At 46.4% G+C, this 24,891-nt stretch carries 21 protein-coding genes; 15 read left to right on the top strand and 6 right to left on the bottom strand.

Translation table 11 applies throughout. From position 1 onward, the window contains the following. The first annotated feature begins 96 nt into the window (after positions 1-96). On the top strand, positions 97-1,473 hold the full coding sequence (locus B9N89_RS06045; protein WP_132315817.1) for an alpha-amylase: 1,377 nt from the start codon (positions 97-99) through the stop codon (positions 1,471-1,473). 3 nt (positions 1,474-1,476) lie between these two features. Here the strand turns inward: B9N89_RS06045 and B9N89_RS06040 are convergent, their stop codons facing one another. Both B9N89_RS06040 and B9N89_RS06035 read right to left on the bottom strand, forming a co-directional pair. After that, the gene (locus B9N89_RS06040; RefSeq protein WP_132315819.1) at positions 1,477-2,592 is read right to left on the bottom strand and encodes a pentapeptide repeat-containing protein; all 1,116 of its coding nucleotides are present in this window, start codon (positions 2,590-2,592) and stop codon (positions 1,477-1,479) included. A 149-nt stretch (positions 2,593-2,741) separates the two neighbouring features. Then, positions 2,742-3,614 (bottom strand): hypothetical protein, encoded by an 873-nt coding sequence (locus B9N89_RS06035; RefSeq protein WP_132315821.1) that lies wholly within the window; start codon positions 3,612-3,614, stop codon positions 2,742-2,744. 362 nt (positions 3,615-3,976) lie between these two features. On the opposite strand from B9N89_RS06035, the gene B9N89_RS31260 reads away from it, so the two are divergent. The 10 genes from B9N89_RS31260 to guaD all read left to right on the top strand — a co-directional run bounded on the left by B9N89_RS31260 (position 3,977) and on the right by guaD (position 12,857). Beyond that, positions 3,977-4,126, top strand: a complete 150-nt coding sequence (locus B9N89_RS31260) for a hypothetical protein (RefSeq protein WP_159455176.1) — start codon at positions 3,977-3,979, stop codon at positions 4,124-4,126. Next, positions 4,123-4,923: an urease accessory protein UreD gene (locus tag B9N89_RS06030; RefSeq protein WP_132315823.1), complete on the top strand. Its 801-nt coding sequence runs from the start codon at positions 4,123-4,125 to the stop codon at positions 4,921-4,923. The genes B9N89_RS31260 and B9N89_RS06030 overlap by 4 nt, the downstream gene beginning before the upstream one ends. A 20-nt stretch (positions 4,924-4,943) precedes the next feature. Next, on the top strand, positions 4,944-5,246 hold the full coding sequence (locus B9N89_RS06025; protein WP_132315825.1) for an urease subunit gamma: 303 nt from the start codon (positions 4,944-4,946) through the stop codon (positions 5,244-5,246). 9 nt (positions 5,247-5,255) lie between these two features. Next, a complete protein-coding gene (locus B9N89_RS06020; RefSeq protein ID WP_132315827.1) occupies positions 5,256-5,591 on the top strand; it encodes an urease subunit beta in 336 nt (111 codons plus the stop codon). Further along, entirely contained in the window at positions 5,572-7,269 is a 1,698-nt protein-coding gene (gene ureC, locus B9N89_RS06015) for an urease subunit alpha (protein WP_132315829.1), read from the top strand. The genes B9N89_RS06020 and ureC overlap by 20 nt, the downstream gene beginning before the upstream one ends. Before the next feature lie 8 nt (positions 7,270-7,277). After that, on the top strand, positions 7,278-7,703 hold the full coding sequence (locus B9N89_RS06010) for an urease accessory protein UreE (RefSeq protein ID WP_132315831.1): 426 nt from the start codon (positions 7,278-7,280) through the stop codon (positions 7,701-7,703). A gap of 7 nt (positions 7,704-7,710) precedes the next feature. Further along, positions 7,711-8,337 (top strand): urease accessory protein UreF, encoded by a 627-nt coding sequence (locus tag B9N89_RS06005; RefSeq protein WP_132315833.1) that lies wholly within the window; start codon positions 7,711-7,713, stop codon positions 8,335-8,337. A gap of 12 nt (positions 8,338-8,349) precedes the next feature. Then, positions 8,350-8,970, top strand: coding sequence for an urease accessory protein UreG (ureG, locus tag B9N89_RS06000; RefSeq protein WP_132315835.1), 621 nt, complete (start codon positions 8,350-8,352; stop codon positions 8,968-8,970). 183 nt (positions 8,971-9,153) lie between these two features. Beyond that, positions 9,154-11,094, top strand: coding sequence for an alkaline phosphatase D family protein (locus B9N89_RS05995; RefSeq protein WP_132315837.1), 1,941 nt, complete (start codon positions 9,154-9,156; stop codon positions 11,092-11,094). A 431-nt stretch (positions 11,095-11,525) separates the two neighbouring features. Continuing rightward, on the top strand, positions 11,526-12,857 hold the full coding sequence (gene guaD / locus B9N89_RS05990) for a guanine deaminase (protein WP_412535401.1): 1,332 nt from the start codon (positions 11,526-11,528) through the stop codon (positions 12,855-12,857). A gap of 66 nt (positions 12,858-12,923) precedes the next feature. Here the strand turns inward: guaD and B9N89_RS05985 are convergent, their stop codons facing one another. Continuing rightward, entirely contained in the window at positions 12,924-14,969 is a 2,046-nt protein-coding gene (locus B9N89_RS05985) for a di-heme oxidoredictase family protein (RefSeq protein ID WP_132315839.1), read from the bottom strand. A 380-nt stretch (positions 14,970-15,349) separates the two neighbouring features. Here B9N89_RS05985 and B9N89_RS05980 point away from each other — a divergent pair, with 380 nt between their 5' ends. Beyond that, positions 15,350-16,357, top strand: a complete 1,008-nt coding sequence (locus B9N89_RS05980; RefSeq protein ID WP_132315841.1) for a hypothetical protein — start codon at positions 15,350-15,352, stop codon at positions 16,355-16,357. Between the two features lie 212 nt (positions 16,358-16,569). Then, entirely contained in the window at positions 16,570-17,220 is a 651-nt protein-coding gene (locus tag B9N89_RS05975) for a hypothetical protein (RefSeq protein ID WP_132315843.1), read from the top strand. A gap of 43 nt (positions 17,221-17,263) precedes the next feature. Here the strand turns inward: B9N89_RS05975 and B9N89_RS05970 are convergent, their stop codons facing one another. Both B9N89_RS05970 and B9N89_RS05965 read right to left on the bottom strand, forming a co-directional pair. After that, complete coding sequence (locus B9N89_RS05970; RefSeq protein ID WP_132315845.1) at positions 17,264-19,759, bottom strand: ADP-ribosyltransferase; 2,496 nt, start codon at positions 19,757-19,759, stop codon at positions 17,264-17,266. Positions 19,760-19,994: 235 nt separating this feature from the next. Next, the gene (locus tag B9N89_RS05965; RefSeq protein WP_132315847.1) at positions 19,995-20,615 is read right to left on the bottom strand and encodes a pyroglutamyl-peptidase I; all 621 of its coding nucleotides are present in this window, start codon (positions 20,613-20,615) and stop codon (positions 19,995-19,997) included. 466 nt (positions 20,616-21,081) lie between these two features. Between B9N89_RS05965 and B9N89_RS05960 the strand changes: the two genes are divergently transcribed. Next, the gene (locus B9N89_RS05960; RefSeq protein WP_132315849.1) at positions 21,082-22,824 is read left to right on the top strand and encodes a zinc metalloprotease; all 1,743 of its coding nucleotides are present in this window, start codon (positions 21,082-21,084) and stop codon (positions 22,822-22,824) included. Positions 22,825-22,921: 97 nt separating this feature from the next. On the opposite strand, the gene B9N89_RS05955 is transcribed toward B9N89_RS05960, so the two are convergent. Next, positions 22,922-24,109 (bottom strand): DUF3095 family protein, encoded by a 1,188-nt coding sequence (locus B9N89_RS05955; RefSeq protein ID WP_132315851.1) that lies wholly within the window; start codon positions 24,107-24,109, stop codon positions 22,922-22,924. A gap of 370 nt (positions 24,110-24,479) precedes the next feature. On the opposite strand from B9N89_RS05955, the gene B9N89_RS05950 reads away from it, so the two are divergent. Beyond that, positions 24,480-24,890 (top strand): hypothetical protein, encoded by a 411-nt coding sequence (locus B9N89_RS05950; RefSeq protein ID WP_132315853.1) that lies wholly within the window; start codon positions 24,480-24,482, stop codon positions 24,888-24,890. Position 24,891 lies beyond the last annotated feature (1 nt).

Genomic DNA, 24,891 nt, shown 5'->3' with positions numbered 1-24,891 from the left:
TTTAAGAAATTAAAATTTTCATGAAGAACCTTATGTAGTTTAATGCTAGTCGTTTGAGGGAAGAATACTAAGGATTTATAGTTTGAGGGGGTCAACATGATCGTAAGATTACTACTCTTGCTGGGTGCGGTACTGGGTCTACAAAGCGAGGCACAGGCTAAGGACCCAAGGACAGCTTTTGTTCATCTGTTTGAATGGAATTGGGACGATATCGCAAAGGAGTGTGCAGTTATTGGCCCTATGGGGTACGCGGCAGTTCAAGTTTCACCCCCCCAAGAGAGTGTGCCGGGTAATGCCTGGTGGACCCGATATCAGCCCATAGGTTATGAGATTGTGGGCCGTAGTGGCGATCGCAAGCAGTTTGCAGAGATGGTGCAAGAGTGTCGTAAGCACAACGTCGATATTTACGTCGATGCAGTGATCAATCACATGGCTGCGGGTCCTCGTAATTATCCCGCAGTTCCCTATGTGTGGAACGATTTTCATGACTGTTTTGAGCCTATAGATTACGGTGATCGTGGCAAGATTCAATTCTGCGATCTAGAAGGACTCAATGACCTCAAGACGGAATCTGAATATGTCCGCGATCGTATTGCAAACTACTTGAATGATCTTGTTTCCCTCGGAGTAAGAGGCTTTCGAATTGATGCAGCGAAGCATATACCCGCATCGGATATAGCTGCAATCATCGATCGCTTGCCGAAAGATATCTATATTTTCCAAGAAGTTATTGGAGCCTTTGGGGAGCCTGTTTCAGAGTTTGAATATGTCGGCAACGGTGATGTTACAGAGTTTAAGTACGGCAACGTTCTAGGCTCTCACTTCAAGGGACAAAGCCAGCTCAAGTACTTGAGAGACCTACGCAACTGGCAGGGGTGGCTCGATTCAAGTGATGCCATCGTCTTTACAGATAACCATGACACACAGCGAGATCGTCCCTTCTCTGTGATGTCTTTTAAGGACGATGGTGCCCGATACTTTATCGCCAATGTTTTTATGCTTGCCTATCCGTATGGCTATCCAAAAGTGATGTCGAGTTTCGCTTTTGAAGATAAGGATCAAGGTCGTCCAGAAAGTGGTGTCCATTCGGGAGCCGAATGCTTCGATGGCCAATGGATCTGCGAGCATCGCTGGCAGGGAATTGCGGCGATGGTTAAGTTCCGTAATGTCACAAGTGGTGCCTTTAGCCTCGACAATTGGTGGGATAATGGAGCTAATCAGATCGCCTTTAGCCGTGGTGATCTGGGGTTTGTCGCGATCAATGGTGGATCGTTTGGGATGAGTCAAAGGCTTCAAACCGGAATGCCAGAGGGAACCTACTGCAACGTACTCAGTGGTCAACGTTCGGATTTTAGTTGCTCTGGAGATCGGGTTGTTGTTGATCCGTCGGGGTTTGCTGATATTGTTCTATCGAGTACCAACGCCTTGGCGATCCATCGCGATAGCAAGTTGCAATCGTCTACAGAAAACTAGTCGTCAAAGACAGTCTCCAATTGATCCTGGGCCACAAATCCTTCCGTCGGTCCAGGTAGCTCCAGTTAGATTTGCACCATCTAAATTGCAATTGATGAGTTCGGCATCGGTTAGATCCGAGTTTCTTAGGTCTGTGCCTTGAAAGGAAACGGCTTCATAGCGGGCTCGCCTGAGGGTGTTGTTCCGCATGTCAGCACCTTCGAAGCTGCCTCCAGTGAAGCGACTCCCTTCCCAATCTACATCGATGAGGCTCGCGTTCGAGAAATCGTAACCGTCAAACGATTCACCTACGGTGCTGCCTGGAAATGTTTTCCACTCACCCAAAAGTTCATAGCGAAGCTCTGCGCTTACGCCCCAGAATTGATAGCTGTAAATCGTTTCTGAGTTGACGGAGTCATCGAAAATACTATTGCTGAGACCTAAGAAAATAATGCCATCGATCGCATCTGTATAGGAGTCACCGTTTTTAGGTAGAAACGGTATCTGCCCTGGCAAAGAGCGAGCTACCAGTAAAGAACCCCCAGAAGGAGGGTTAAAGCTTGTACTGATGGTGACGTCAAAGTCAGTTGGTGCCAAGCTAAATCTTCCATTAGAAAAATCAAGCCCCTTCATAGTGTCTCTTACATAACCCGAAAGTGATGTTTCTAAACCGTCAATATCAGTTTTGATAGCGATCAGCTCCATGTTAAGGAGATTCTGATATGTGCTGTTACTTGCATCAGTGAAAAAGACTGTCACCTGGCTACCCGATTGGATAACGTTACTCGGTTCCTGAGAAACGTTCCAGGCCCAACGAAGCTCTACCCCAGGCTCCAAATCATAGGGAAGCCGAGCGGTTTCAGACATCAGAGTGGTGGTCACGGAGAGGCTGCCGTCGATTTCCTGACCTATGTTCGAGCTCAGATAAGCACCTGTGATATTGCTAGGAACATTGGATGATTCTTCGAGAATAGGGTTTGGCTCAGGGACTTCTGTGACTTCGCTATTCTTGACTTCGGAACTGGCAACAACATCAGCTTTTGGGCTCTTAAATGTTGAGTGGTCGCAGGCTGGTAACAACGCAATTAGCGCCCAACACTGCAAATTAATTGCTAATGTAGTTCCTCTACCCAAAGCCATAAGTAACTCTAAAGATTTATTGGTTTGTGAACTATACCTATCGGTATGGAAGCCTAGAATCCTAATCTCTAAAGCTAAGGCCTCAGATATACGAGATTATAGGCAAATCTTTTCTGACGTAGATTTTGGGAAGGGATAGTTGTTAACTCCTACCCTACCTTGGAATGGACACCTGATTCTGAGTGGGGAAGGGGAGTTGGCTGAGCTTCGTCTTGCGATGGCTCATCCGTCACTTGAGTCTTTGAGTTTTTTTTTCGATATCCAAGGTATCCAAGATAGGCGAAGGCTAGGGCGAGATTTATCAAACCGAATGTTTGTGTGACCTTAGCATTAGCCCAGCTGGACGTATCCATGTAAGGGGTGACCACATCGTATGCGGAGCGGAAAAACAGACTCGATGCCAGCGTGGTCACGCGGGCGCTGTACCATAGGTCGGGACGCTTCATGATTACAGAGTAGGCAAGGGGTACCATGAGAATCGAGAATACATGGGCCGTAAACTCGGTTCGTTCCCCGTAGACAAAGCAAATATTCCAAGTGGTATATAGTACACACCATAACGTCGGGAGAGAAAAAAGAAAGTCGTTAAACTTGCTGTCACGCTCGATATACCAATCCCGAGGCTTGATGGGAATGGTGGCAGCAACGATGACCCCTACGATAGAGTTCCAGTAGTTGCCTAGGGTGACATCTTTAATGGTTGCTTCAGCTATGTTGAGCATGAGAACTGCGTATGCAACCCACATTAGCCACTTGCCCTCGAAAACGTCTAATTTCGGATGTGGACGACGATGGGCTATCCTGGCGACAAACAACAATACAGTGGGAACCAATACGGAAATGCTTTTTGCCCAGCGGAACCAGCCATCTAGGTTTGCATTCCAAAAGGGGATGGAACTCAGCATTAGGACGAATAGTACCGTAGCGCTAACCACGAATCTGCGAGCCAATTCGTGCAGTGCAAATTGCAAACCAATAAATACCACCATCGCTGGTAAGATACTAAGCAAGTCTGTTCCCATGGTAGATTCTTCCTCTTTGGTGGCATTAGACCCATTTACACGGTTACTTCGGTGTATTTTGGAGTAGCTCTTAATTGTGGCGAGTTACGCTACATAAGTCATCTTACTTATGAGCAAATTTCCTTGAGAAACATGGTGAAAACCTTGCTAAACAAGGCCTTCATCGGTTTGAAGCAGGCCATTTAAACTATAAAATTGGGTTATTATGTAAGTAATTATTGGGTGTCTGAAGCTTAGAAGCCTACATCAAGGTAATTGAAGTCCGCGATTTTGTAGGTTTTTAAATCGTTCTCTAAGTGCGATCACTTGCAAACCATGCTAAGCCGGAAGGCTGAGATGAATCAAAAAAAGGAGCGGAAACTATGAGCACTGCATTTGCGCATGTAACAACTCATGTCCATCAGCATGCTAGCTTTTGGGAAGCCTATGGCCTTGAATTGGTCATGGTCGCAGTTTGTAGCTTGGGGCTTCTAGCCCTTCGCTGGTTTCGAGATCGGCATTCAAAGTCATGATTTGGCCCGCAAGCCTGAAGCTAGAATACCGGGATGGGAACGATCGTCCGCGATATTATAGTCGTCATCAGGGCCCTTTGATGGTTCAAAAGCCTTTTTGGGATCATTCTTCGCGCACCCTTCATCATTATCTACTCCACCCTCCCGGAGGAGTTGTTGGAGGTGATCAGCTCACCATTGATGTAGCTATGGAATCGAGAGACAGGATTTTGGTGACGTCCCCTTCAGCACAGAAGGTATATCGATCAGACGGTCGAGTGGCGAAGGCTAAAACTGTGATTCACCATAGTAGCGATGGAGTATTGTTATGGTTGCCGTTGGAGACAATCCTATTTGGGGACGCCAGATTTTACAATGATGTTGAGATTCATTTGGGCCCCTCAAGCGAGCTGATGTTCTGGGATATTCTCATCTTTGGGCGGCCTAGCATTGGTGAAGCCTTCGATCAGGGTGAGCTTGTGAACCATCTAAAAGTCTATCGAGAAGGGCGTTTGATCCTTAACGATCGCCTTGCAATAGGGCCCGAATCATCGCTACTCAAGTCGCGCTTGGGCTTAGGAGGAAAAACTTGTTACGGACAGCTTTTAGCCGTCGGGCCTTCGATCGATGAGCGCTTTAGAACTTCTACAGAGGCTGAGTTAGACATAGAACCTTGGACTTATTATGAGGGGATATTTCAAACTCGATCTATTGAAGTCTGTCCATATCGTGTGCGAGATAATTTTGCATCGATATTAGGCTTTCATGCAGGGGAAGAAAACTCTGGTTTTGAAGCCCCCAGAATCTGGTCTTACTAAGAACGTGAAAAGGAGAATTCATGGAGTTGTCGCCTCGGGAACAGGACAAACTCATGTTGTTTACAGCTTCGTTATTAGCGGAGAGGCGTCTTGCAAAAGGGCTAAAGCTTAACTATCCGGAGGCGGTTGCTATGATATCTGCCTTTGTGATGGAAGGAGCGAGAGAGGGGCGCACGGTCGCACAACTGATGTCAGAAGGGCAGCAGGTCTTGAGCCGTGATCAGGTGATGCCCGGAATTGGAGAGATGATACCCGAGATTCAAATGGAGGCGACATTTCCTGATGGTACTAAATTGGTTACGATTCACAATCCGATCCAGTAAGGAGAGTCTATGATACCGGGAGAATATCAACTGGAAGATGCGCCTATCATTATAAACCAAGATCGGGCTACGCGATCCATAAACGTCGCTAACTCTGGGGATCGCCCCATTCAAGTGGGCTCTCACTATCATTTTTACGAAGTGAATCCTGCCTTGGTGTTCGATCGTGAATCTACTAAAGGCTACCGACTGGATATTCCGGCGGGAACGGGAATGCGTTTCGAACCAGGGCAAAACAGAACAGTTGATTTAGTCGCGTTTCCTGGCGGGAGTGCGGTTTTTGGCTTCGATGGCAAAGTCATGGGGCCTGTTGAGGAGGTTCGCAATGAAGACCTTAAGTCGTAAAGCGTATAGCGATATGTATGGCCCTACCACTGGTGATTGCGTGCGCCTAGGAGATACGGATCTCTGGGTGCGGGTAGAAAAGGATCACACTCGCTACGGCGAAGAAGTGAAGTTCGGCGGTGGCAAGGTGATACGTGATGGTATGGGGCAGGGCCAAGCATTGGCAAAAGATTGTATGGACACGGTGATCACCAATGCCCTCATCATTGACCACTGGGGCATAGTAAAAGCCGACATTGGGATTAAGGATGGGAATATTGCGGCTATTGGCAAGGCTGGCAATTCAGATATCCAGGGTCCCGTAGATATGAATATTGGAGCGTCTACCGAGATTATCGCTGGAGAGGGGCAGATTCTCACCGCAGGAGGGATCGATGCTCATATTCATTTTATTTGCCCGCAGCAAATCGATGAAGCCTTGGCGTCTGGTGTTACAACCATGCTTGGTGGAGGCACCGGCCCTGCAACTGGAACGAACGCGACGACGTGTACTCCTGGAGCTTGGCATATTAGCCAGATGCTGCGCAGCGTTGATCAAATTCCCCTCAATTTTGGCTTTTTGGGTAAAGGGAATTCGTCAACGCCAGAAGCTCTGGATGAGCAGGTGGAGGCAGGAGCGATTGGTCTGAAACTTCATGAAGACTGGGGCACGACACCCCAGGCGATCCGAACCTGTTTGGATACTGCAGATCGCTACGATGTTCAGGTCGCCATCCATACGGATACGCTCAATGAATCGGGCTTTGTCGATCAAACTTTAGAGGCCATGGGTGGTCGTACGATCCACACCTATCACACTGAGGGGGCTGGCGGTGGCCATGCTCCCGACATTTTAAAAGCATGTGGACTCAGTCATGTCTTGCCATCTTCAACGAATCCAACAATGCCCTATACAGTGAATACTATCGATGAGCATCTCGATATGCTGATGGTTTGTCATCACCTCGATCCAGCTATACCGGAAGATGTTGCGTTTGCAGATTCTAGAATCCGCAAGGAGACGATTGCGGCTGAAGACATCCTTCATGATCTGGGAGCTATTAGCATGATTGCCTCGGATTCTCAGGCCATGGGCCGTGTGGGTGAGGTCATCTGCCGAACATGGCAAACAGCACATAAAATGAAAGTTCAACGGGGTCGATTAGAGGGCGAACCCTTTGATGCCGATAATGAGCGCGTGAAGCGCTATATTGCCAAGTACACCATTAATCCCGCTCTGACTCATGGGATTGCCGCCTATGTCGGATCGATTGAAATTGGCAAGCTTGCCGATCTCGTGCTTTGGAATCCTGCTTTCTTTGGCGCTAAGCCTAAGATGGTTATCAAGGGTGGCACGATTGCACTTAGTGCCATGGGTGACCCCAACGCTTCCATACCTACGCCCCAGCCCGTTTATTATCGACCAATGTTTGGCTCTTTGGGGCAGGTTCCTGCCTATAACTCGCTCCATTTCGTTTCTGAGGCAAGCCTCGGACGAATGGCAACATTAGGGCTACAAAAAAAGACAGCTCCTGTGGGCAAGATCCGAGGGTTAAAGAAGAGCAATATGATCCACAATACCTATACTCCGGAAATTGATGTTGATCCCCAGACCTATCTTGTGAAAGTTGATGGTCAAATATTGACCTGTGAGCCTTTGGCTGAATTACCACTAGCGCAGCGCTATTTTCTATTCTAGGAGGGACGATGCTGGTATTTACTCGAAAACTAAAAGACAGGCAGAATGCAACTCGGTATCGCGTTTTGTTGAATCATGAAGATAGGCAGAGGACAAGACTTCGGATTGTGACCATGGAAGGCACAACTGCGGGGATTCAGCTGGCAAGGGGTGAGCGCCTAGATTGTGGCGACGTGCTCAGTACAGATGATGGTGACACATTGTTGATCGAAGGTCAGGAAGAATCTCTGTCTCAAGTTAGAAGCGATGGCATTGATCTGGCAAAGGCTTGCTATCACCTTGGGAATCGCCATGTCCCAGTACTTATTGAGGACGATGGGGTTTTCTATCGTTGCGACCATGTTTTGGATCAGATGATGGAACAACTGGGCTTTAGTGTAGAGCGATGCCAGAGGGTTTTTTCACCGGAGAGAGGCGCTTATCATAAACACTGAACCCAGCATGTTGCAAGTTCTCCGGCTTTGTAGTCCGAACCTTCCCATCGGCGGCTTTGCTTGGTCTCAAGGGCTAGAAGGAGCGACAGACATAGGTCTTATTTGCTCAGGAGAACAGTTAGACGAGTGGTGTCGCATGATGCTAGACATCATGGCGGCAAATGAAGGGGCAGTCATTTATCACACTATGATGGGTGGAGACCTGCAGGATCTTAGTGATTTGATGATAGCCAGCAAAGAAACGAGTGAACTGAAAATTGAATCTAAAAAAATGGGCTCAGCACTGAAGCGCTTGATTCGTGAAGTACACTCTGATCTCACGGTGGCCCATAATATCGAAGCCTACGAAGTGATTTATGGAGTATTAGCAAACCATCTCGGAATGCCAGTCCCGTCTAGTCTTCAGGGTTACTTTTGGGCCTGGTGCGAAAATCAAGTGCTGGCAGCAACCAGGCTTATCCCAATTGGTCATATTGCCTGTCAAAAGATTTTGTTAGGTTTGATTTCTGCAATGGATGAGGCTGTCGCAAACTCATGTGAAATACCTATTGACCAGATCGGGGCGACACTACCTGGGTTGTTCACAGCCAGTGCTCATCATGAACGTCAGTATTCTAGACTATTTCGATCATAAGGAGAATTTTATATGAGCGAACATCTTAGAGTCGGTATTGGAGGGCCCGTTGGTTCGGGCAAGACGGCGCTTATCAAGAACATGTGCGAGCGACTGCGCAATGAATTTAACTTGGCAGTTGTTACCAATGATATTTATACCAGGGAAGACGCCCAGTTTTTGATCCATCACCAAGCATTAACTGAAGATAGAATTCTTGGTGTTGAAACTGGAGGCTGTCCCCATACAGCCATTCGTGAAGATGCTTCCATGAACCTGGAAGCCATCGACACTCTATCGGATCGCTTTCCTGGTTTAGAGCTAGTTTTCGTTGAAAGTGGTGGTGATAACTTGAGCGCAACCTTTAGTCCTGATCTATCAGATCTTACCTTGTACGTCATAGACGTTGCCGCTGGTGATAAGATTCCGCGGAAAGGTGGCCCCGGTATCACTCGGTCTGACTTATTGATCATTAATAAAACGGATCTTGCTCCTCACGTTGGTGCGTCATTAGAAGTGATGGAGCGTGATGCCAAGAAGATGCGTGGAGCACGACCGTTCCTATTTACCAATCAGAAGACGGGCGAGGGTTTGGAGGATATCATCCAATTTATTAAAAAAGCAGGAATGCTCAGGGATAAACCTCAAAACTGAACCAAATGTTTAGATATTCCACCAGTACTGGATGAGGCCTTTATCTTTGCCTCATCCAATCTTTTTAAGTCCTGTGTTAAGCCATTTCCCACGTTTACGAAACTCAGATTCAACAATACTCCTTTGGCCGGTTTTATTGAAGTGGTACCGTTCACAAAGGAGGCTTAATCAGGGGAAATATTTATGACGATTAGTCGCCGAAGCTTTATCCATGGTGCAGGAGGCACTTTGGGCCTCGTCGCGAGTTCGCAAGTCTACGCTGATGCCTTTACATCTGGCGAAGCTGGCCTTGAAAATCTTAAGAAAAGCCAGATGATGTTTCAACATGGAGTTGCCTCGGGAGATCCCTTGCCGGATCGTGTCATACTTTGGACTCGTATCAGTGGTCAAGAGGGGAAGGTGGATGGAACATGGCAAGTTGCACGATTGCCAACGATGGAAGATGTGGTTGTTGAAGGTACCTTCTCCACAGATCAAAGTCGGGACTACACGGTTAAGATTGATCCCGTGTTACCAGAGCCTGGCACCACATACTACTTTCGCTTTCTTGTGAGCGGCATCGGTTCTATGATTGGCCGGACAAAAACCGCGGCAATGAATCCCCAGCAGGTTCGTTTCGCTGTAGCATCGTGTTCAAGTATCTGGTCGGGTTTTTTCAATGCCTACGATCGCATATCGGAACGCAATGACCTTGACCTAGTGATCCATTGTGGGGACTACATCTACGATTACGCCGACGAAGATGAGGAGGTTCTGATGCCTTATCATCCCGAGGATGCCAAGCGCCCCGAATCGCTTGAGGGCATGCGCCGTCGTTACTCCTACTACCGCAGAAATCCATCTTTGCAGCGGGCTCATCAGCAGCACCCCTTTGCGATTATCTGGGACAATCATGATCTTGGTATCCAGGGGGATAAAGAACTGGCAGTGCAAGCGTTTCATGAGTGGGTTCCCTGTCGTACCATGGAAGAGCAAGGAATCATCTATCGGCAGCTGAAGTTTGGTAGCCTTGTCGACTTGATGATGCTCGATACCCGCAGGATTGGGCGTGGCCAACCGATTCCCAATAGCTCAGAGCCATCGATACTAGGTGAAACACAGTACCAATGGCTCACCAATCGTTTGGCAAACTCGGATGCTGTTTGGAAGGTATTAGGCAATCAGGTTTTGATGGCTCCTCTTACTTTTTTCGGCAAGCCGGCGAGCAAAAGTTTATGGGATGGCTTTCCAAAGGACCGTGAGCGACTCTTACGGTTCGTCAAAGACCAAGGTATCAACGGTTTCCTAGCTGTCACTGGAGATGCCCATCTATCAATCGCAGCAAACTTAGACATTGACAAAGAAACGGTAGGGGTTGAATTCCTTCCTACTAGTGTCAGTCGCGGGAATGCCGATGAGGCTGTGAAAGGCTTTATTAAGCTATTTGCAGGCAGTGTTGCGAGTAGTGCCATAAAACTATTCAATAGGCACTTGCAGTATACGGAAGCAAGCTCACACGGCTATGGGATTGTCGATTTAAGTCCTGAGGCTGCTCAGATTGAGTTTTGGTATTCTCCTATCGATGACATCAGCCAGGAAGAGACTCTAGGAAAAGTCATGCGTTCTTCGCCTAAGAACCCTGGTTGGAAGGCGTTTGATGGGCAGGCGAGCAAGGGCTTAGCTAGGGAGCCTGCCCCAGAGATTAGGTCTTTAATTCAATCTGACCAATGGGGTGGCCCTCATGGGGATCACTTTGAATACCAGAACGAGTTATTTCAATCGATGAACATCCGTCGTTTGAGCCTAAGAGCTGGCGCCCGTGTAGATCAATTAGCCATCGACTACGACCAAGGAGCTATGCTTCGCTTCGGTGGTGATGGCGGGGCTTACCGAGAAATCAGCTTGAGCACCTCAGAATCCATCTCTGCGGTGGAAGTACATGCTGGCAAGAAGCATGGAAAGACCCGAGTCTTTTACTTGCGTATCGAAACCACGTTTGGCCAGGTCTTGGAGGGCGGTGAGCCCACTGATCGCAGCCAGCGTTTTGAAGCGCCTTCGGGGTGGAGCATCGTGGGGTTTGCTGGCCGTGCTTCTGATGAGCTTTATCGGCTTGGGGTCATCTTCGCACCTGAAGCAGCTCTATAGCCAGTGCGCCGGAAAACAATTACCTGGCAAGCATATGTGATCACTGTTGGTAACGTTACAGGTTGACCATTGGCTTCGTTTTTTCAACCGTAAACTCCTCTATTAGCTAGAATAGCAAGGGCCTTTTGGGGCCCGAATCAACTGACGTAGTTTAGCAAATGTAATCCCCACTCCAACATACAGCTGTAAGATAAAGAATTAATTAATTTTTTAGGCTTACATGGCGCGATATTTTTCCCTTTTTTGCCTTGACTGCTCAAAGACTTTCGTTAGAATGACGACGCTTTTGTTGGTTTTTACTCGCGAGCTGAGAGATGCTTCGAGGATGGCTGCACCCCTTGCAGCTGTTCAAAATCAAACTTCATTTTACAATTGAATATCCTTTTTTTGGGGAGCTCACACACATGAAGCTTACACTTAAGCACGTTTGGATGATGGTTATGATCAGCGTTCTTTCTGCACCCAGTTTCGCCAAGACGAAGCGTTTCCGGGCCTCGATCCTTCACTTTGTTAACGATCCAGCTAAGGTCGAAAAGGTCGAATCTAGCTACGAGTACTTCGAAGATGGACTTTTAACAGTTCGCAATGGCAAAGTCGTTTCAGTTGAACCGTACAGTAGAAAGGTTCATGGGCGTCGTGGCGTCAAAGACTACAGGGGCAAGCTAATCGTTCCTGGTTTCGTTGATACTCATATTCACTTTCCTCAAACAGAGATGATTGCTGCCTACGGCGAGCAACTTCTTGAGTGGTTGGAAACATACACATTCCCAACTGAGAAGCAGTTTGAAGATAAGGCTTACGCTGATAAGATCGCCAAGTTCTTCCTAGAGCAGCTTGTTAGCAATGGTACAACTACAGCTCTTGTTTTTGGAACAGTTCACCCACAGTCTGTCGACGCGTTGTTTGAAGCTGCGGAAACCATTAACATGAGACTCGTTGCTGGTAAGGTCATGATGAACCGCAACGCGCCCAACTACCTTCTTGATACAGCAAAATCTAGCTACGACGACAGTAAAGCACTCATCCAAAAGTGGCATGGCAAAGGTCGCAACCTCTACGCGATTACCCCTCGCTTCGCTCCAACCTCGACTCCCGAGCAACTGACGCTAGCAGGTAAACTTAAGGCTGAATTTCCTGATGTCTATGTCCACACTCACCTGTCTGAGAACCTCAATGAGATTGAATGGGTTAAATCACTATTCCCTGAGCGTGCGGGCTACCTTGATGTGTATGATCATTATGGACTTACAGGCGATAAGTCGGTTTTCGCACATAGTATCCATTTAACAGATGATGAGTGGGCTACGTTTGCGGAAACAGACTCAGTCATCTCTTTCTGCCCAACTTCCAACCTTTTCTTGGGTAGCGGCCTCTTCAAGCTTCATGTAGCTGAAAAGAACGGCGTTCGTGTTGGTCTAGGGACTGACGTAGGTGCTGGAACTAGCTTCAATCAGCTTCAAACTCTAAATGAAGCCTACAAAATCATGCAGCTACAAGGCAAAAAGCTATCAGCATTTAAAGGCCTCTACCTAGCAACTCTTGGCGGTGCTGAATCTCTTAGTATCGATCACCTCATCGGCAACTTCAAAGAAGACAAGGAAGCTGATTTCGTGGTTCTTAATTGGGATGCAACGAAGCTACAGAAGCTACGCATGAGCCGTTCAACGACTCTTGAAGATCGCTTGTTTGCTCTGATGATGCTTGGCGATGATCGCAACATCGAAGCAACCTATGTCGATGGTCGTAAGGTCTTTCAAAAGTAGACTATACCCAGCAGCTAAAAAAGCCATAGCGAAATCGCTATGGCTTTTTTGTATCCAGATTCAATCCTAGAGAGATTTTAAGAAGGCAATCACTTGAGCCCGCTCTCGCGCACTCAGACTCATAAACTGATCCCGAGAGCCCTTCGCTTCACCGCCATGCCATAGGATAGCCTGTTCAAGGCTTTTAGCGCGCCCATCATGAAGAAAGGACTCTTGGCCGAGGTCAGCAGCCAATCCAATCCCCCACAAAGGGGCGGTCCGCCATTCCTTAACACTTGCAACCGGCCCTGGAATCTGGCTCTTTAAATCTTCCCCCATATCGTGAAGAAGAAGGTCGGTATAAGGTTTGATCGTCTGCTGGCGAAGCTCAGCAAACGGATGGCGATCTCCCGTTTCAATCTCACCAACATGACACGAGGTGCATTGGATCGATTCGAAAAGCGTTTCACCAGCCATAACGTCTTTTTGGCGAAACTGCCTGCGGGGAGGAGTTCCCAGGGTTGCAAGGTAGGTTTTCAGCTTTTCTATGGTTTCATCATCGACCTCAATACCTTGCCCCTCAAGTTGTTTGAGACTCGAACTAACACCCATGTCATCTGCGAAGGCTGCTGCGATTTGATCGCGAAGCGATCCTCGGTTCGCTTTCCAACCAAATCGCCCTACGACTTGCTTGCCAGTGTCTAAGTCCTGCACGAGGCTTAAGCGGCCGGATATTCCATCGCCATCCTTATCGTCTGGGTCGGCCAGCGATGCGAGCGTAGCCTCATCAATAGCTTCGAGTAGGCCAAGGCCAATGAGTGCCGGTGGCATGAGAGTGTCAAAGGTGGACACCGATTCTTCAGCAACGATCTCAAATTCAGGTTTACTGAGCACGACTTCGCTACCATCAGGGTAGCGGATTGTTGTTTCGATCTCGCCGTTGACTATCAGGCTACCTTCTGAAGGGCCGTCGACCCTCTGTGTATTAAGGTGACTCCCATAGCGAGGATGTGGATCTTGCAGCCGCGTTTGTGAGGCTGCCAAGGGGATGACAAAGGTATGGAGAGGCTTGCCAGGCAGAGGACCGCGACCGCGACCATTTGCATTGTGGCAAGAGATACAGGAGGCCTGGTTATAGTCAGGCCCAAGCTTGCCTTTCATGGCTTCAAAGACGCCATTGCCAGCCTCAGAATGCTGACCGCTGCCAAAATCAGTGTGGTGAATCCTGCGACCTTCGACAAACGTCTGCCCATGGGGTGGGCTAAGGTTCATAGCCATCTGTTGCAGCGCCCGCTCTGGTTCGGCAGAGGTGTCTTCGGAAAGCGTGGTCAGTCCTCCCGTTAAAGCGTCTGCTGGTAATGGTGAGGATGCTTGGGCCATGGCATTGGGAACCATAAAGCCACCCTGGGTTTCCCAGGGAATCATGCCTGGAGTTCCGAGCTTCATGAGCCAGGTACGAGAATAGTAATTGGCGTCGCCTCGATCGCTTCCGACCCCTTTATTTCGGGTCAAGAAGAAACTGATTTCCATCTCCATCAAGCGACCGGGCTCGATATTTGTTTTTTCCCCCTTGGAGCGCAGAACGTAGCGATAGTGATGACGCCCATCTTGGTATTCATCACTTACGGTTTCAAAGTTTATCCCAATGAAATAGTCTGCGACTGTATTAAGCCCCGAAAAGAAAAAGCGGCCGGTCAAAGGAAGGTCGCCTTCGGAGGGATGGTCCATACTAAGGTTGAAAATGACTTCAGGCTCTGACGTACGACTCTTATCAACAACTTCCAGGGTGAAGGTGCGATTTTCAAAGTAGAATCGGGGAAAGGTTCGATAGCGATTGAAAAAGTCCTCGCGGGCATGCCTTTCCCGGACTCGCTCGCCGATGTAGGTATAAGCAATATCATTGTCAATACGGTTAGCGAATTGGTTAGTAGGTGGTAGGTTAGGGTAGAGAGGGCTGTAGACTAGAGCCTTGCTTTCCCCTTGCCCTCCTGGGGTGGTTTCGATTGCTCCTGGATCGGGAGGATTTGCTGGTGTCTCAGGTTGTTCTTGCTGGTTCTGCTGGCAAGCTAATGCCAACGTCGCTAGCATGCTCCAAGCAAGTTTCGGAAAAATCGACGCGATAGGCTTTCTCATCGTGTAACTCCATTCAGTCTCTAATTCATCGCAAGTGTATTCGCAACTATAACCAATTAAGATCTTACTAGGGCAAAGAATTTGCTGGATCGACAAGGTAGCTTGCTAGATGGCTCGATAGGGTCGCATTTTGGTGTGAGAAACGTAAAATACCGACGCCAGGTGCCTACAGTCAAAACCAGGGATTCCAACCACTAGGTTCCATCCCTGAACCACAATGAAGCTAGCAAATTGATTTAGGATTTCTCAAGTAGAAATTGAAATAGAAGAAGAATTCTGGCTCCTAAATACCTGTATTTAGTTTGATTTATGGTATCGCTCAGCTCATTGAAGGTAGCTGACGATACGGTATCTGAGTACATGCAAATAAGGATTCAACGATGTTTTTGAGCAAACTAGCCCTAGCGGTGATGGTCTGGACTTTGGCCGCTTGTAGCGAAACCTCTGGCTGGAACAATGTGATTGATTCCCATGAGCCTAAGCAGGGGGAAAGCACCCCTTCTAAAGATAATAGTGACACAACCTTAGCCTCGGAACCGGTTTCAGTAGGTGGGGCGTTTCTCGTGTGTGCGGCTGACGACAGTTTTGAAATGGAGGCCTTTGGCTGTCGTCTCGAAGATGTCACTGGAGAAAAGTTGAACAGCACTGATATCAAAGATGGTGATCTCGTTGTCAGCAATGGTACTCAAGCATACAGTGCCGTTGCCATTGAAGGTAGCGAAAGCTTTTGGCATTGGTACATTGCCGCCCCACTAGCAGACGTGTCCCTATATACCGTTCAGTATGTTGGTCAGATCGCTGATATTCTTAACGTGGAAACGGAAGTTCAGATTCAGCACCCAGAGAAACAAGTGAGTGAGGTGACTATGGAGTCACCCTATGATGACCGTCATCTTATGTTTGTTACCAGCATTGCCTACCAGGCAGGTCAAGTCCAAAATGGATTCAACAGCCTAGCTAGCGCTGACGCCTTGTGCAATCAGCATGCACTAGCGAATGGTTTACCTACCAGTTTTAAAGTAATTCTATCGACAAGCACGGTGGCTGCTGCAGAGCGCATTCGGATTCTATACCCTGTTTATAATCTTGAAGGAAACTTGATTTCAAATCCCAATCAATTTTGGACCAATCGCCATTTGGCGGCAGTGGTGGCTGATAAGATGCCTTCTTCAAGTGAAGAAGAAGAGGACGTGACCTTATTCGAAGTTTGGACTGGAACCAGCAATAGTGGTTTAGTGAAGGGAACAGAAACTTGTGCAGATTGGACAGACAACACTGCGAACGAGAAGGGTAACTTCGGAATGGCAAGCGACGCTCGTAAGTGGGTTGACGATGGCGGAAGTCGCACCTGTGAATCTAGGCTGCGCCTATATTGTTTGAGTCAGTAAAATATATCCTCTCTGTGTCTGCGCCTTAGACAGTGTCGAGAAGCCGTTAAGGAACGCCTCATTTTTGAGGCCCACCCTTCGAGACATTCCTTGTATTTATGCCATTGAGCTTTTGGTGCTGTAATTGCATTTATATAAAGCGCAATCATAAGATCATAATTGTCAAATATGTACTTTGCGCGAGGAACTTGCTCGACACCAGGGAATGAGTTATGACTCGAACGCTCAAAAGAAATCTGATCATCATCGCTTTTTTGGCTCTTCTAAGCCCAAATTTCTATTACATTTTCTTAGAAAGTTTCCCTGGGGGTCTGCTCCAAAAAATCCAATTCACTCTGCTATCTATGATGGTGTTGTTTGCCCCTCTTCTCCTGCTGCCGCTTCGTAGCTATATTTGGGTCTTACTACCTCTAGGGCTTTTGTTGCCTTTTGCGCACCTTCACCTCTACTTCATTGGTGACGCGTTACAGCCTACATCGGTCTATCGCTTCCTAAGCAGCAGTAGTCAAGATATCGAGGCCTTTGCGAGCCAGAATATGGCTCCCATTGTAGTGGGTGGGTGTTTCGCCATAGTCTTCTGGACTTGCTGTTTCTGTATTTTACATGCACCCATCGATTTAAAGTTTACTAGGCGATTTAAGATCGTGTTCTTTTCGAGCTTACTTTTTCTACAAGTATCACTTTGGGCGCAATACCAAAGTTCGCCAGATCGCTCCCTGGCTCGGGTGGATTTAGTCGAAACGATAAGCCACCAAGCGAGTCTTCGTAGCCCTGGGCTTTTTCCAACTGACGCTGTGGTGGCCGTATCGAAAGCTGGCATTCATAAATTGAGCCCCAAACGATCGTCAAGGGCAGGCCACTAAGTATGATCGGGCGCTATGGCCCCAACCGCTTTTCAGAGTAAAACTACTGCGTGAGATCTTCGAATGTATGAGCCCCGATAAGGTCCATACAGAAGAGTTTTCGCTCTGAACAATCATAGGGCACGACAAATATCCCAGGAACAATTTCAGAGTTAAGGCTGTAGGAAATTCTACCCTCTTTATGCCAATACTGAAGCCAGGGGTTAAATATTCCAAATTTTTCGCTATGGCCTTCTTGTAGTTGCTCAGCTTGTCTCTTCAGATAATGGCTAGCCTTTTCAGTAAGCTGCGGAAGAGAAGAATCTATCTCGCTTTGCTCGATGACAAACTTAGCTAGCTCTGGATTTTCCTTTGTTAGCGGTACTGCGAGAGGATTTGTAAAAGAAAGGTCAGCTGAGGTTTGATGGTTATTCTTGATCAATTCCTTGATGCTTTCGGCCAACGTAGTCTTTAGGTTCATAACTTGCCACTGATCCGGATGTGTTAGTGGCTCAAATTTAGAGTCATGGGTCAGCTCTGCTGGGCTTAAGCTCGGAGCAATACTATTTAGAATTTCATCCTTGCTCGGATCGAAGTGGACTGTATGGTATTTCGTCTCGCCAAGGTCAGCAGCAACAAAACCCATGGCAATCGTACACCAGAAGTTGCAAGAGTAGCAGGAGTAATTGATCGTACGGCGTTCCACTGATTGCTTAAAGCAGCCAGGCGCATCTTGGATGCGACGTAGTTCCTGCGTTTGCCACTCAGTGATGGCAATATTTTCAACATGTTCGTAGAGTTTGCCTGCAATCATATTGCCATGGCTTTGGATAAAATTTTTGCTGAGCCGTAGGAATTCTTCCTCCGCATCTTTCAGAAGCTTTAATTTGCGGGCTGTGAGCTGCGATTGTACCTTTAAAAGCACTCTATAGTACTGATCGCTAAGTTCGGCATAAGACTCATCATCAATGATATAATGCCTTTGCTTGCGTATGAGTCTTTGACTGGCATCTAAGGTGCTGTGGAGTCGTTGAGCATACTTTTCATAATCGTTACTATATTTTAAGATGAGATTGCGTTTGAGCTCTTCAAAGATAACTGATTTAAGGTGTTTTTTATAGTTGTTTAGATAGGCTCGATACTGGCTTTTTTCAAGATCTAAAGCCTTGATCGTGGCGTCGTTAAGATCGTAAATATAATGTTTGCCATGCTCGAATTCACTCAATCGATTATAGGCCTGTTGCTGGTGATAAGCTTGATCGATTCCAAACATAAGCTCACCAACGACGGGCACGATGCCTAGAACAGAGGCAGCCTTATCTAGACCGTTAGACTCCTCACTACCAAAAGTATCGATCATATCCATGACCCATAGAGCCACAGCTAGCTCTTCAAGCCCTGGTATTCCTTCTGTGATCTGCTCTCCAACCCGCGTCGCAGCCCGTCGCGCTATCTTGCTAGCTTTGCCGAGAGATTTCTTCCAAAGAGACTTGCTGCGTAAGAGAATCGAACTCTCTATTTCAGCCTCGCTACCAAACTCTTCAATCTGTCGTGTGATGATTGATATCTCAGCTTCTGTTTCTGTTAGCTCCGATTCAACTCTAGAATTCCAGGGGTCAGATTCTTCTGTGTTGCATATCGATGATAGGGATCTACGGACTCGACGGCCAAAGCATCCTGTGCTCGAAGCAATGGGATCAAAATCAAAATTTTTTGTAGCAACCTTACCCTCATGCATATTGAAGAACTGAGTTTCTCGGTCAATGGTTTCCAGTTCCGTTGCTTTAATATGGGCAATTGTTCGTCTCCCATCTTGCGTGAATACTACAGATTCAATTTGGAATTGGCTTCCGTTTGGAAACAAGACTTCAAACTGAGGTTGGAAGGTTTCAGTAAGAATATTGGGAGCGAAGGGTAGTTCCCGCCCACTCTTACTAACCAATTCATAGGAGATAATATCATCGGGTTGGTTGAAAAACTGAGCTGATCTGTGAAAGCTAAGGCTGCTAGTCGATGATTGAAAGGCATTATCGCCAATTATGGAGCCAATTCCAATGGAGAGACCTTCTCCCTCTTGAATACCTAGGCCACGTCTCAAGCCTTGAATCATACCGTTATCTTTCACTGCTCTGAAGACCCGGCCTTCCCTAAGAGGTAGTTTTTTAGCTCCCTTTTTTATTGAGCCAATGGACTTCTTAAGAGCCTTTCTACTGGCTAGGGATCCATCTGGAATCTCGTTGGTACGAAGGAGAGTATTGATATCTCGACTATCTTTGGTATAGGTCTTGATAGCAGTACGTTCACTATTAGATAGACGGTTGGCACGTAGCTTTGCTCCATCGAAGTCATAGGGCAGAACTTCATTTTTTAGGTATATTTCATTGGCTTCTGCAGCACTGGTATCCCTTAGAAACTGAAGATGGGAAATGTCGTCATTTGAAATAGTCGTTCCTGGTTGGTGAAAGACCTTGAAGCCATCAATCATGGTTGATGGCTGCTGAGCGATAGAGGATTCCGCCCATGCGAACAAAGAAATGGTTACAATAAATAATAGGCGCAAGGTTCTTCTCCCCTCTACATGTCTGTAAATAGCTGGCTTGGTTTTAGCGAAAGTATCATTCGCTTCTTGGAATACGGTACTGGGCCAAGCTATCACAGAAATAAACGAAGTCAATAGATAAAATGGTTAGTTTTATTTATCAGGTCTTGAATCAGATCAAAGGCTGCAATCTCGAAATAAGCTATTGAATAAGGTCTTTGCTAAATTGAACGGAAGTTTAACATTCAAGATTAGATTAGGAAATAGTTCCTACGCTCAGGCCCTTGGTATCGGATTCGCTGCTTATGGTGGTATCAGTAGCTATTTTAATCGCCTGCTTGGTGATCTCCAGAGGCATAAGCTCTTCGAGAGGAATGTGGATAAAACCGCATTTAAGTGAAGGGTTAACTGTTTTTCTATGGTGGAGAAGATGAAAAAACACAGCGTTACAAACATAGGTACCAGCTGAATAAGAGACTTCACTTGAGATCCTCTCTTTTTCTAGATGCTGATGGATCTTCTTGATGGGAAGTGAAGTATGAATTGCAAGGGGAGCTTCTGCAATAAGGGGCTCATCGATCGGTTGTTGGCCAAACTCATCAGGTATGCGGGCATCAATTAAGTTGAGTGCAATTCTTTCTAAGGAGATCGAAGAACGGTTGGCTGCTAAGCCGAGTGCTATTACTGTGTGGTAGCTGTTTTTTTCGAGCTGGTGCAACAAGATCTGGGCTGCTTCTTTAAAGCCTACAGGAAGCACGAGAAAGTCATATCCATTCTCCGCGGCCACATGTGCTGCAACTTCAGCCGAAGGGTTTGATTTGTGATTTGCAAATGGTTGAAAGCCGGTTAAGAGAACTTGGTCTGAAGTTTGAGTCATATTCTTGCCTTGTCGACGATTTACAATCCTTAGCCCTCTTCCGTGGGCTGAAACTTGATTAGCTCTAGGCTACTCCATAAATCAAGCTTTAGACATCCGTTGGGAAAAAAAAGTATTCGATATAGGTGCCAGTCTCAAGTTGCTAAGTCTTTAAGCTAGGAATCACGTCACGATCAGTTCTGCTTTCTATCGTGCCCAAGAGTGCAACGACTGCAAAGGATCAGGCTGTTTCGAGACTTTCCCGCCAGTAAAATATAATTATGTAAAGAAATGCAATATTTTGCGGGTTATCCGTTCCTAACTGTACACAAACCTGTGTAGAGCAGCAACTTTGCTAGCTATAGAATACGCAGACTTGAATGGAGAGAGGTTTGTGTCAATATTGACGTATTAAGTGATATTATGTAGTATAGCCCAGCCCGCAAGGTGCGGTTCAATGGCCAGCTAAAAAGGAAAGTGATATTTAATGCTTAAATCCATCAGCCTTCTAATAGTTTTAGTATTATCTGCCTCTTGTGACGAGTCTAGCAAGAAAAAGGATCCATATACAGACATCTACTTTGTTCACGGTGATGTTTCGCTACTTTACCAGGGATACGCCACGGATAGAGGGTCGTTTATCAATCTGTCAGAGGTCGACAGCTTCAATAATTATTCGATAGCCAGCTTATCAGCCATGTTTGAACGAACCGAAAAGGCTGAAGTTGATGAGGTTGAATCTCAAGAAGATCTGGAAAATCAGAATAGTACTTCGAGAGAGGGATCCGAAGCGAAACTAAACAACTTCACGTTTATCGCTGAAGATGAAGGAGTCTATATTTATAAAGACTTGAATAACAGTTTCCCACTAAGTTTTGTTTTCAGAGCAACTGATGGAAAGTTAAACCTCATAGCTTTGAAAGATTCTTCGGGTGAGCAGCAATCCTTAGATATGGTTCACTACAGTCTCGCTGAAGACAAGCGTCTCATGAGCTTTATGTTTGAGTTTAATGATCCAAAAAGGGGAAAAGGCCTTATAGCAGCATACTTTTCAAAGAATACCCAAGAGACTCCCTGGAGTGTTGAAAAAAAGAAAGACTATGCCTATATCCAGGGCGATGGAGTAGCCGTTGGCTGGCAAAAAGATTTGAACCTAGACATCTGCGGACCTGAAGCATTGATGAATCAGGATCTTGTTGTCAGCTCGATGAAAGAGTGGGAAGTCTTAGGAGAGGAAGGTAAGGTTGGTGGTCTTTCATATAATATTTCCGTCAATAACAATCCTCCTCCTTTTAGTGACGTCAATACGAACTGTATATACTACAGCCGCGGCTATCGATTTGAAGATCAGGATGGAACTGTTGTATTAGGGTTAGCCTTTCCAAGAATCTCAATGACTGATCCAGAGATCCTATCTGCAAGTCTAATAATGCTTCCTGACTCTTTTATAAAAGCAAGGGAAGAATTCGGTTCTGACCTCGACCCCGCCGATACCCTAACCCATGAACTTGGTCATGTCTTAGGGCTTGGCCATGAGTTTAAGCGTAATCTTTTAGGAAATACAAAGTATCCATCTATCATGGGCTACGAAGACGTTTCTGAAGTCACAGAACGGGATGTTGAGGCAATATTAGCTTTGTACCCAATAGAAGTACTGCCAAAAGAAGATCCGAAGGTGGTATTAGGCGAGACTAGTCTGAATTTCAACATCGATGCATTTAAGCTCGATTCAGAAGACCTTTATGTGGCCGCGACTAATGTAAATGATGAGGCAGTGTGTAGCTTTAGTGTCAAGCTTGATTCAGATTCAAGAATCATCTTTTCAGATGTCTATGTAGAATATGGATCTGATGATAAATGTATCGCTCCAGGTCAAAAGGTTTACATCACTGGAGTGTCAAGTAACTATGGTGATGAGTTGAATAACACGTTCTACGCGACTTTCTCTGGAGTTTTGTCAAACAGAGTGATTCCTCCACCTTCTGAGGCAAACTTTCGAATCGAAGGCAAGAATAATGTATCAGGCTACGCTGTAGAAATTACGAATCTGTCAAACACGGCAAGGGTAAGCAGCAGTTTCGAATTAGGTATCATTGACAGCAATGGTCTTCTTGTAGAAACGCAATCAGTGTATATGAGCTTAAACCCCGGAGAAACGGACACGCGCTTATTTAGAGGAAAAAATTATCCTGATTCATATAAAGTCATCGCTCTCGATGAGTTCCGCTAGAAAAGAATGATAGTGTAGAGCTTGTGGGGGATATTTAGTCCGAAAAAGTGTCTGGTAGGTGCAGTTCTTTCCGGCTGCACCTCTCGCTTTCGTATCACTACTGTCCCAAAACAGCTTGATATTGAGGTTCTTGTTTTTCAAGTTTAGCCTTAAGAATATTGGCAGCTTTCATATACCCTCCTTCGCCACCATCGATAAAATGAATATGGTTGACTGCAGAGAAAACCATACAAGTCATCAGGGCGGTGTCGGACATGTGAAGACCAAAGCTAATCTTTCCTTGCTGCTCCATGATTTCCAACGTTCGTCGCAAGCCATTTATTTCGATGGGAGAAAGGTCTACGACCATTCGCAGGAGGCCATCATATTTTCTGTAGTCGCTACTATGCGTCATGTCCTGGCGATATCGATTAAAATCAATCTCACCCTTTTTTACGTTGAAAAAGTGGATCATGAACTTGACGACTTGATGTAGGACAAGGCAACGCCAGGCATAGAGCTTTTGAATCAGAGTATTGTTCGACTGACATTTAAGCATGCACTCTGTTCTTAGCTGGTCAAAGCTGCTGATAAGTTTAAAATCATCAACTTTCACGGGACGGTTCTGCTCCGCTGAATAGAAGTTTTTTGTCAAAAGCCCGATCTCTTCGTATATCGCTTGTTGCTCGGATTCCGTTCGGCCATTGTTCTTGATGATCAGCGTCGTTATTTTACCGCTGTGGGATGGAATCGGCTGCCAACGGCAGAATATATTAGAGAACTTGAAGCTTGAAGATTCGTCTTCAGCCAGATGTATTTGGTTGTGAGCGTATTGATCTTTTAGCTCACGTTCAGCCCATTCTAAGCCATTACCGCGAAAATAGCCCTGAACACCGCGACCGTTGAGAAACTTAGCAACCTGGACTTGAACTCCAGCTGCTTTGAAATCCTGGCTGCTGAAGGCTGCGAGACGAAGCTCTAAGTCTAAGGTTCTGCGTACAAACCGAGAGTAGGCGCGCAATCTTTTGAGGGCCTGCTCGACGATCTCTTGAGGAACGGCAACGAATGCACCATCACCGCCGAAAGAGTAGGGAATGATCTTCGGAGCACATTTGACCACCTGTGATATACATCCAGCAGCGATCAAGTTAACGTCCTTATACCGCCCAAGGGCTATATGATCGGTGGATGACTTTAAATCAGCCACGATCAGCGTCCAGCTATCTGGGAGAGGCTGGTAGTGCTTAGGGTTTTTAAACTGGTCAAATTCAGAAAAGCTCGGCATTTGCTCAAAAAAGTTCAGCATGGTGTAGATCTCCTTCGGTGTACATTACGCAGTCGGTGTTAGGAGCATTGCCGCTGAATCAAAAATTCAATCAAAGAGGGATTTCTGTGGACCTTCTATTTAAGTTGTTCAAACAACAAATAAAAATAATCTGAACAGAAGCCACATTTTTGTTAGTTCGGGCGCATTTGTGCGTTTGTACCAGCGAACGCCACTGTTTTTGTAAAAGTGCCATGGGAAAGTCCTGATTTAATGGGATAAAGAATGGCGAAGACTCGAATGCAAAAATAGCACGAACAGGATAAACCCTTTGGATAGAGAAAACTTCTTGTCTTATTTGCGCCTATATGCCATACCAATGAGTCTTGATCCATTAGTCAGGAGCGGTGTTTTGAAACTCATAGCGCATCTACCCTTGTTTGCCTTACTACTAGGCTTGTTTAATCTAGTTGCTCTAAGCCCTTTGGGTGACAGCTATAGCCTCGACCAAACTCTAGTGAGCTGGCAGCTGGTATCTGGCGCTGCGTTAGAGCTAAGTTTGGGGACTGTTCTTGTGATGGCAGGCGTTGTCTGTTTGTTCTTTGAACTGGCAAAAGCAACCCGCACGTCTTCGGCAGCAATAGTCGATCACAGTCTTTCGACACTGGTCTTTGTGGGATTTCTTCTTGAACTGCTATTGGTTCCTGAACTGGGACACAGTAGTTTTCTCATTGTCACCGGACTTTCATTATTAGACTTGGTGTCAGGCTTTACGATTTCCATTGCAACGGCACGGCGTGATTTTGCAGTGGACCGCCCCTAAG

It is taken from the genome of Pseudobacteriovorax antillogorgiicola (assembly GCF_900177345.1).
GTDB lineage: Bacteria > Bdellovibrionota_B > Oligoflexia > Oligoflexales > Oligoflexaceae > Pseudobacteriovorax > Pseudobacteriovorax antillogorgiicola.
The sequence above is the reverse complement of the archived record's forward strand: the minus strand, read 5'-3'. Positions and strand labels throughout refer to the sequence as shown.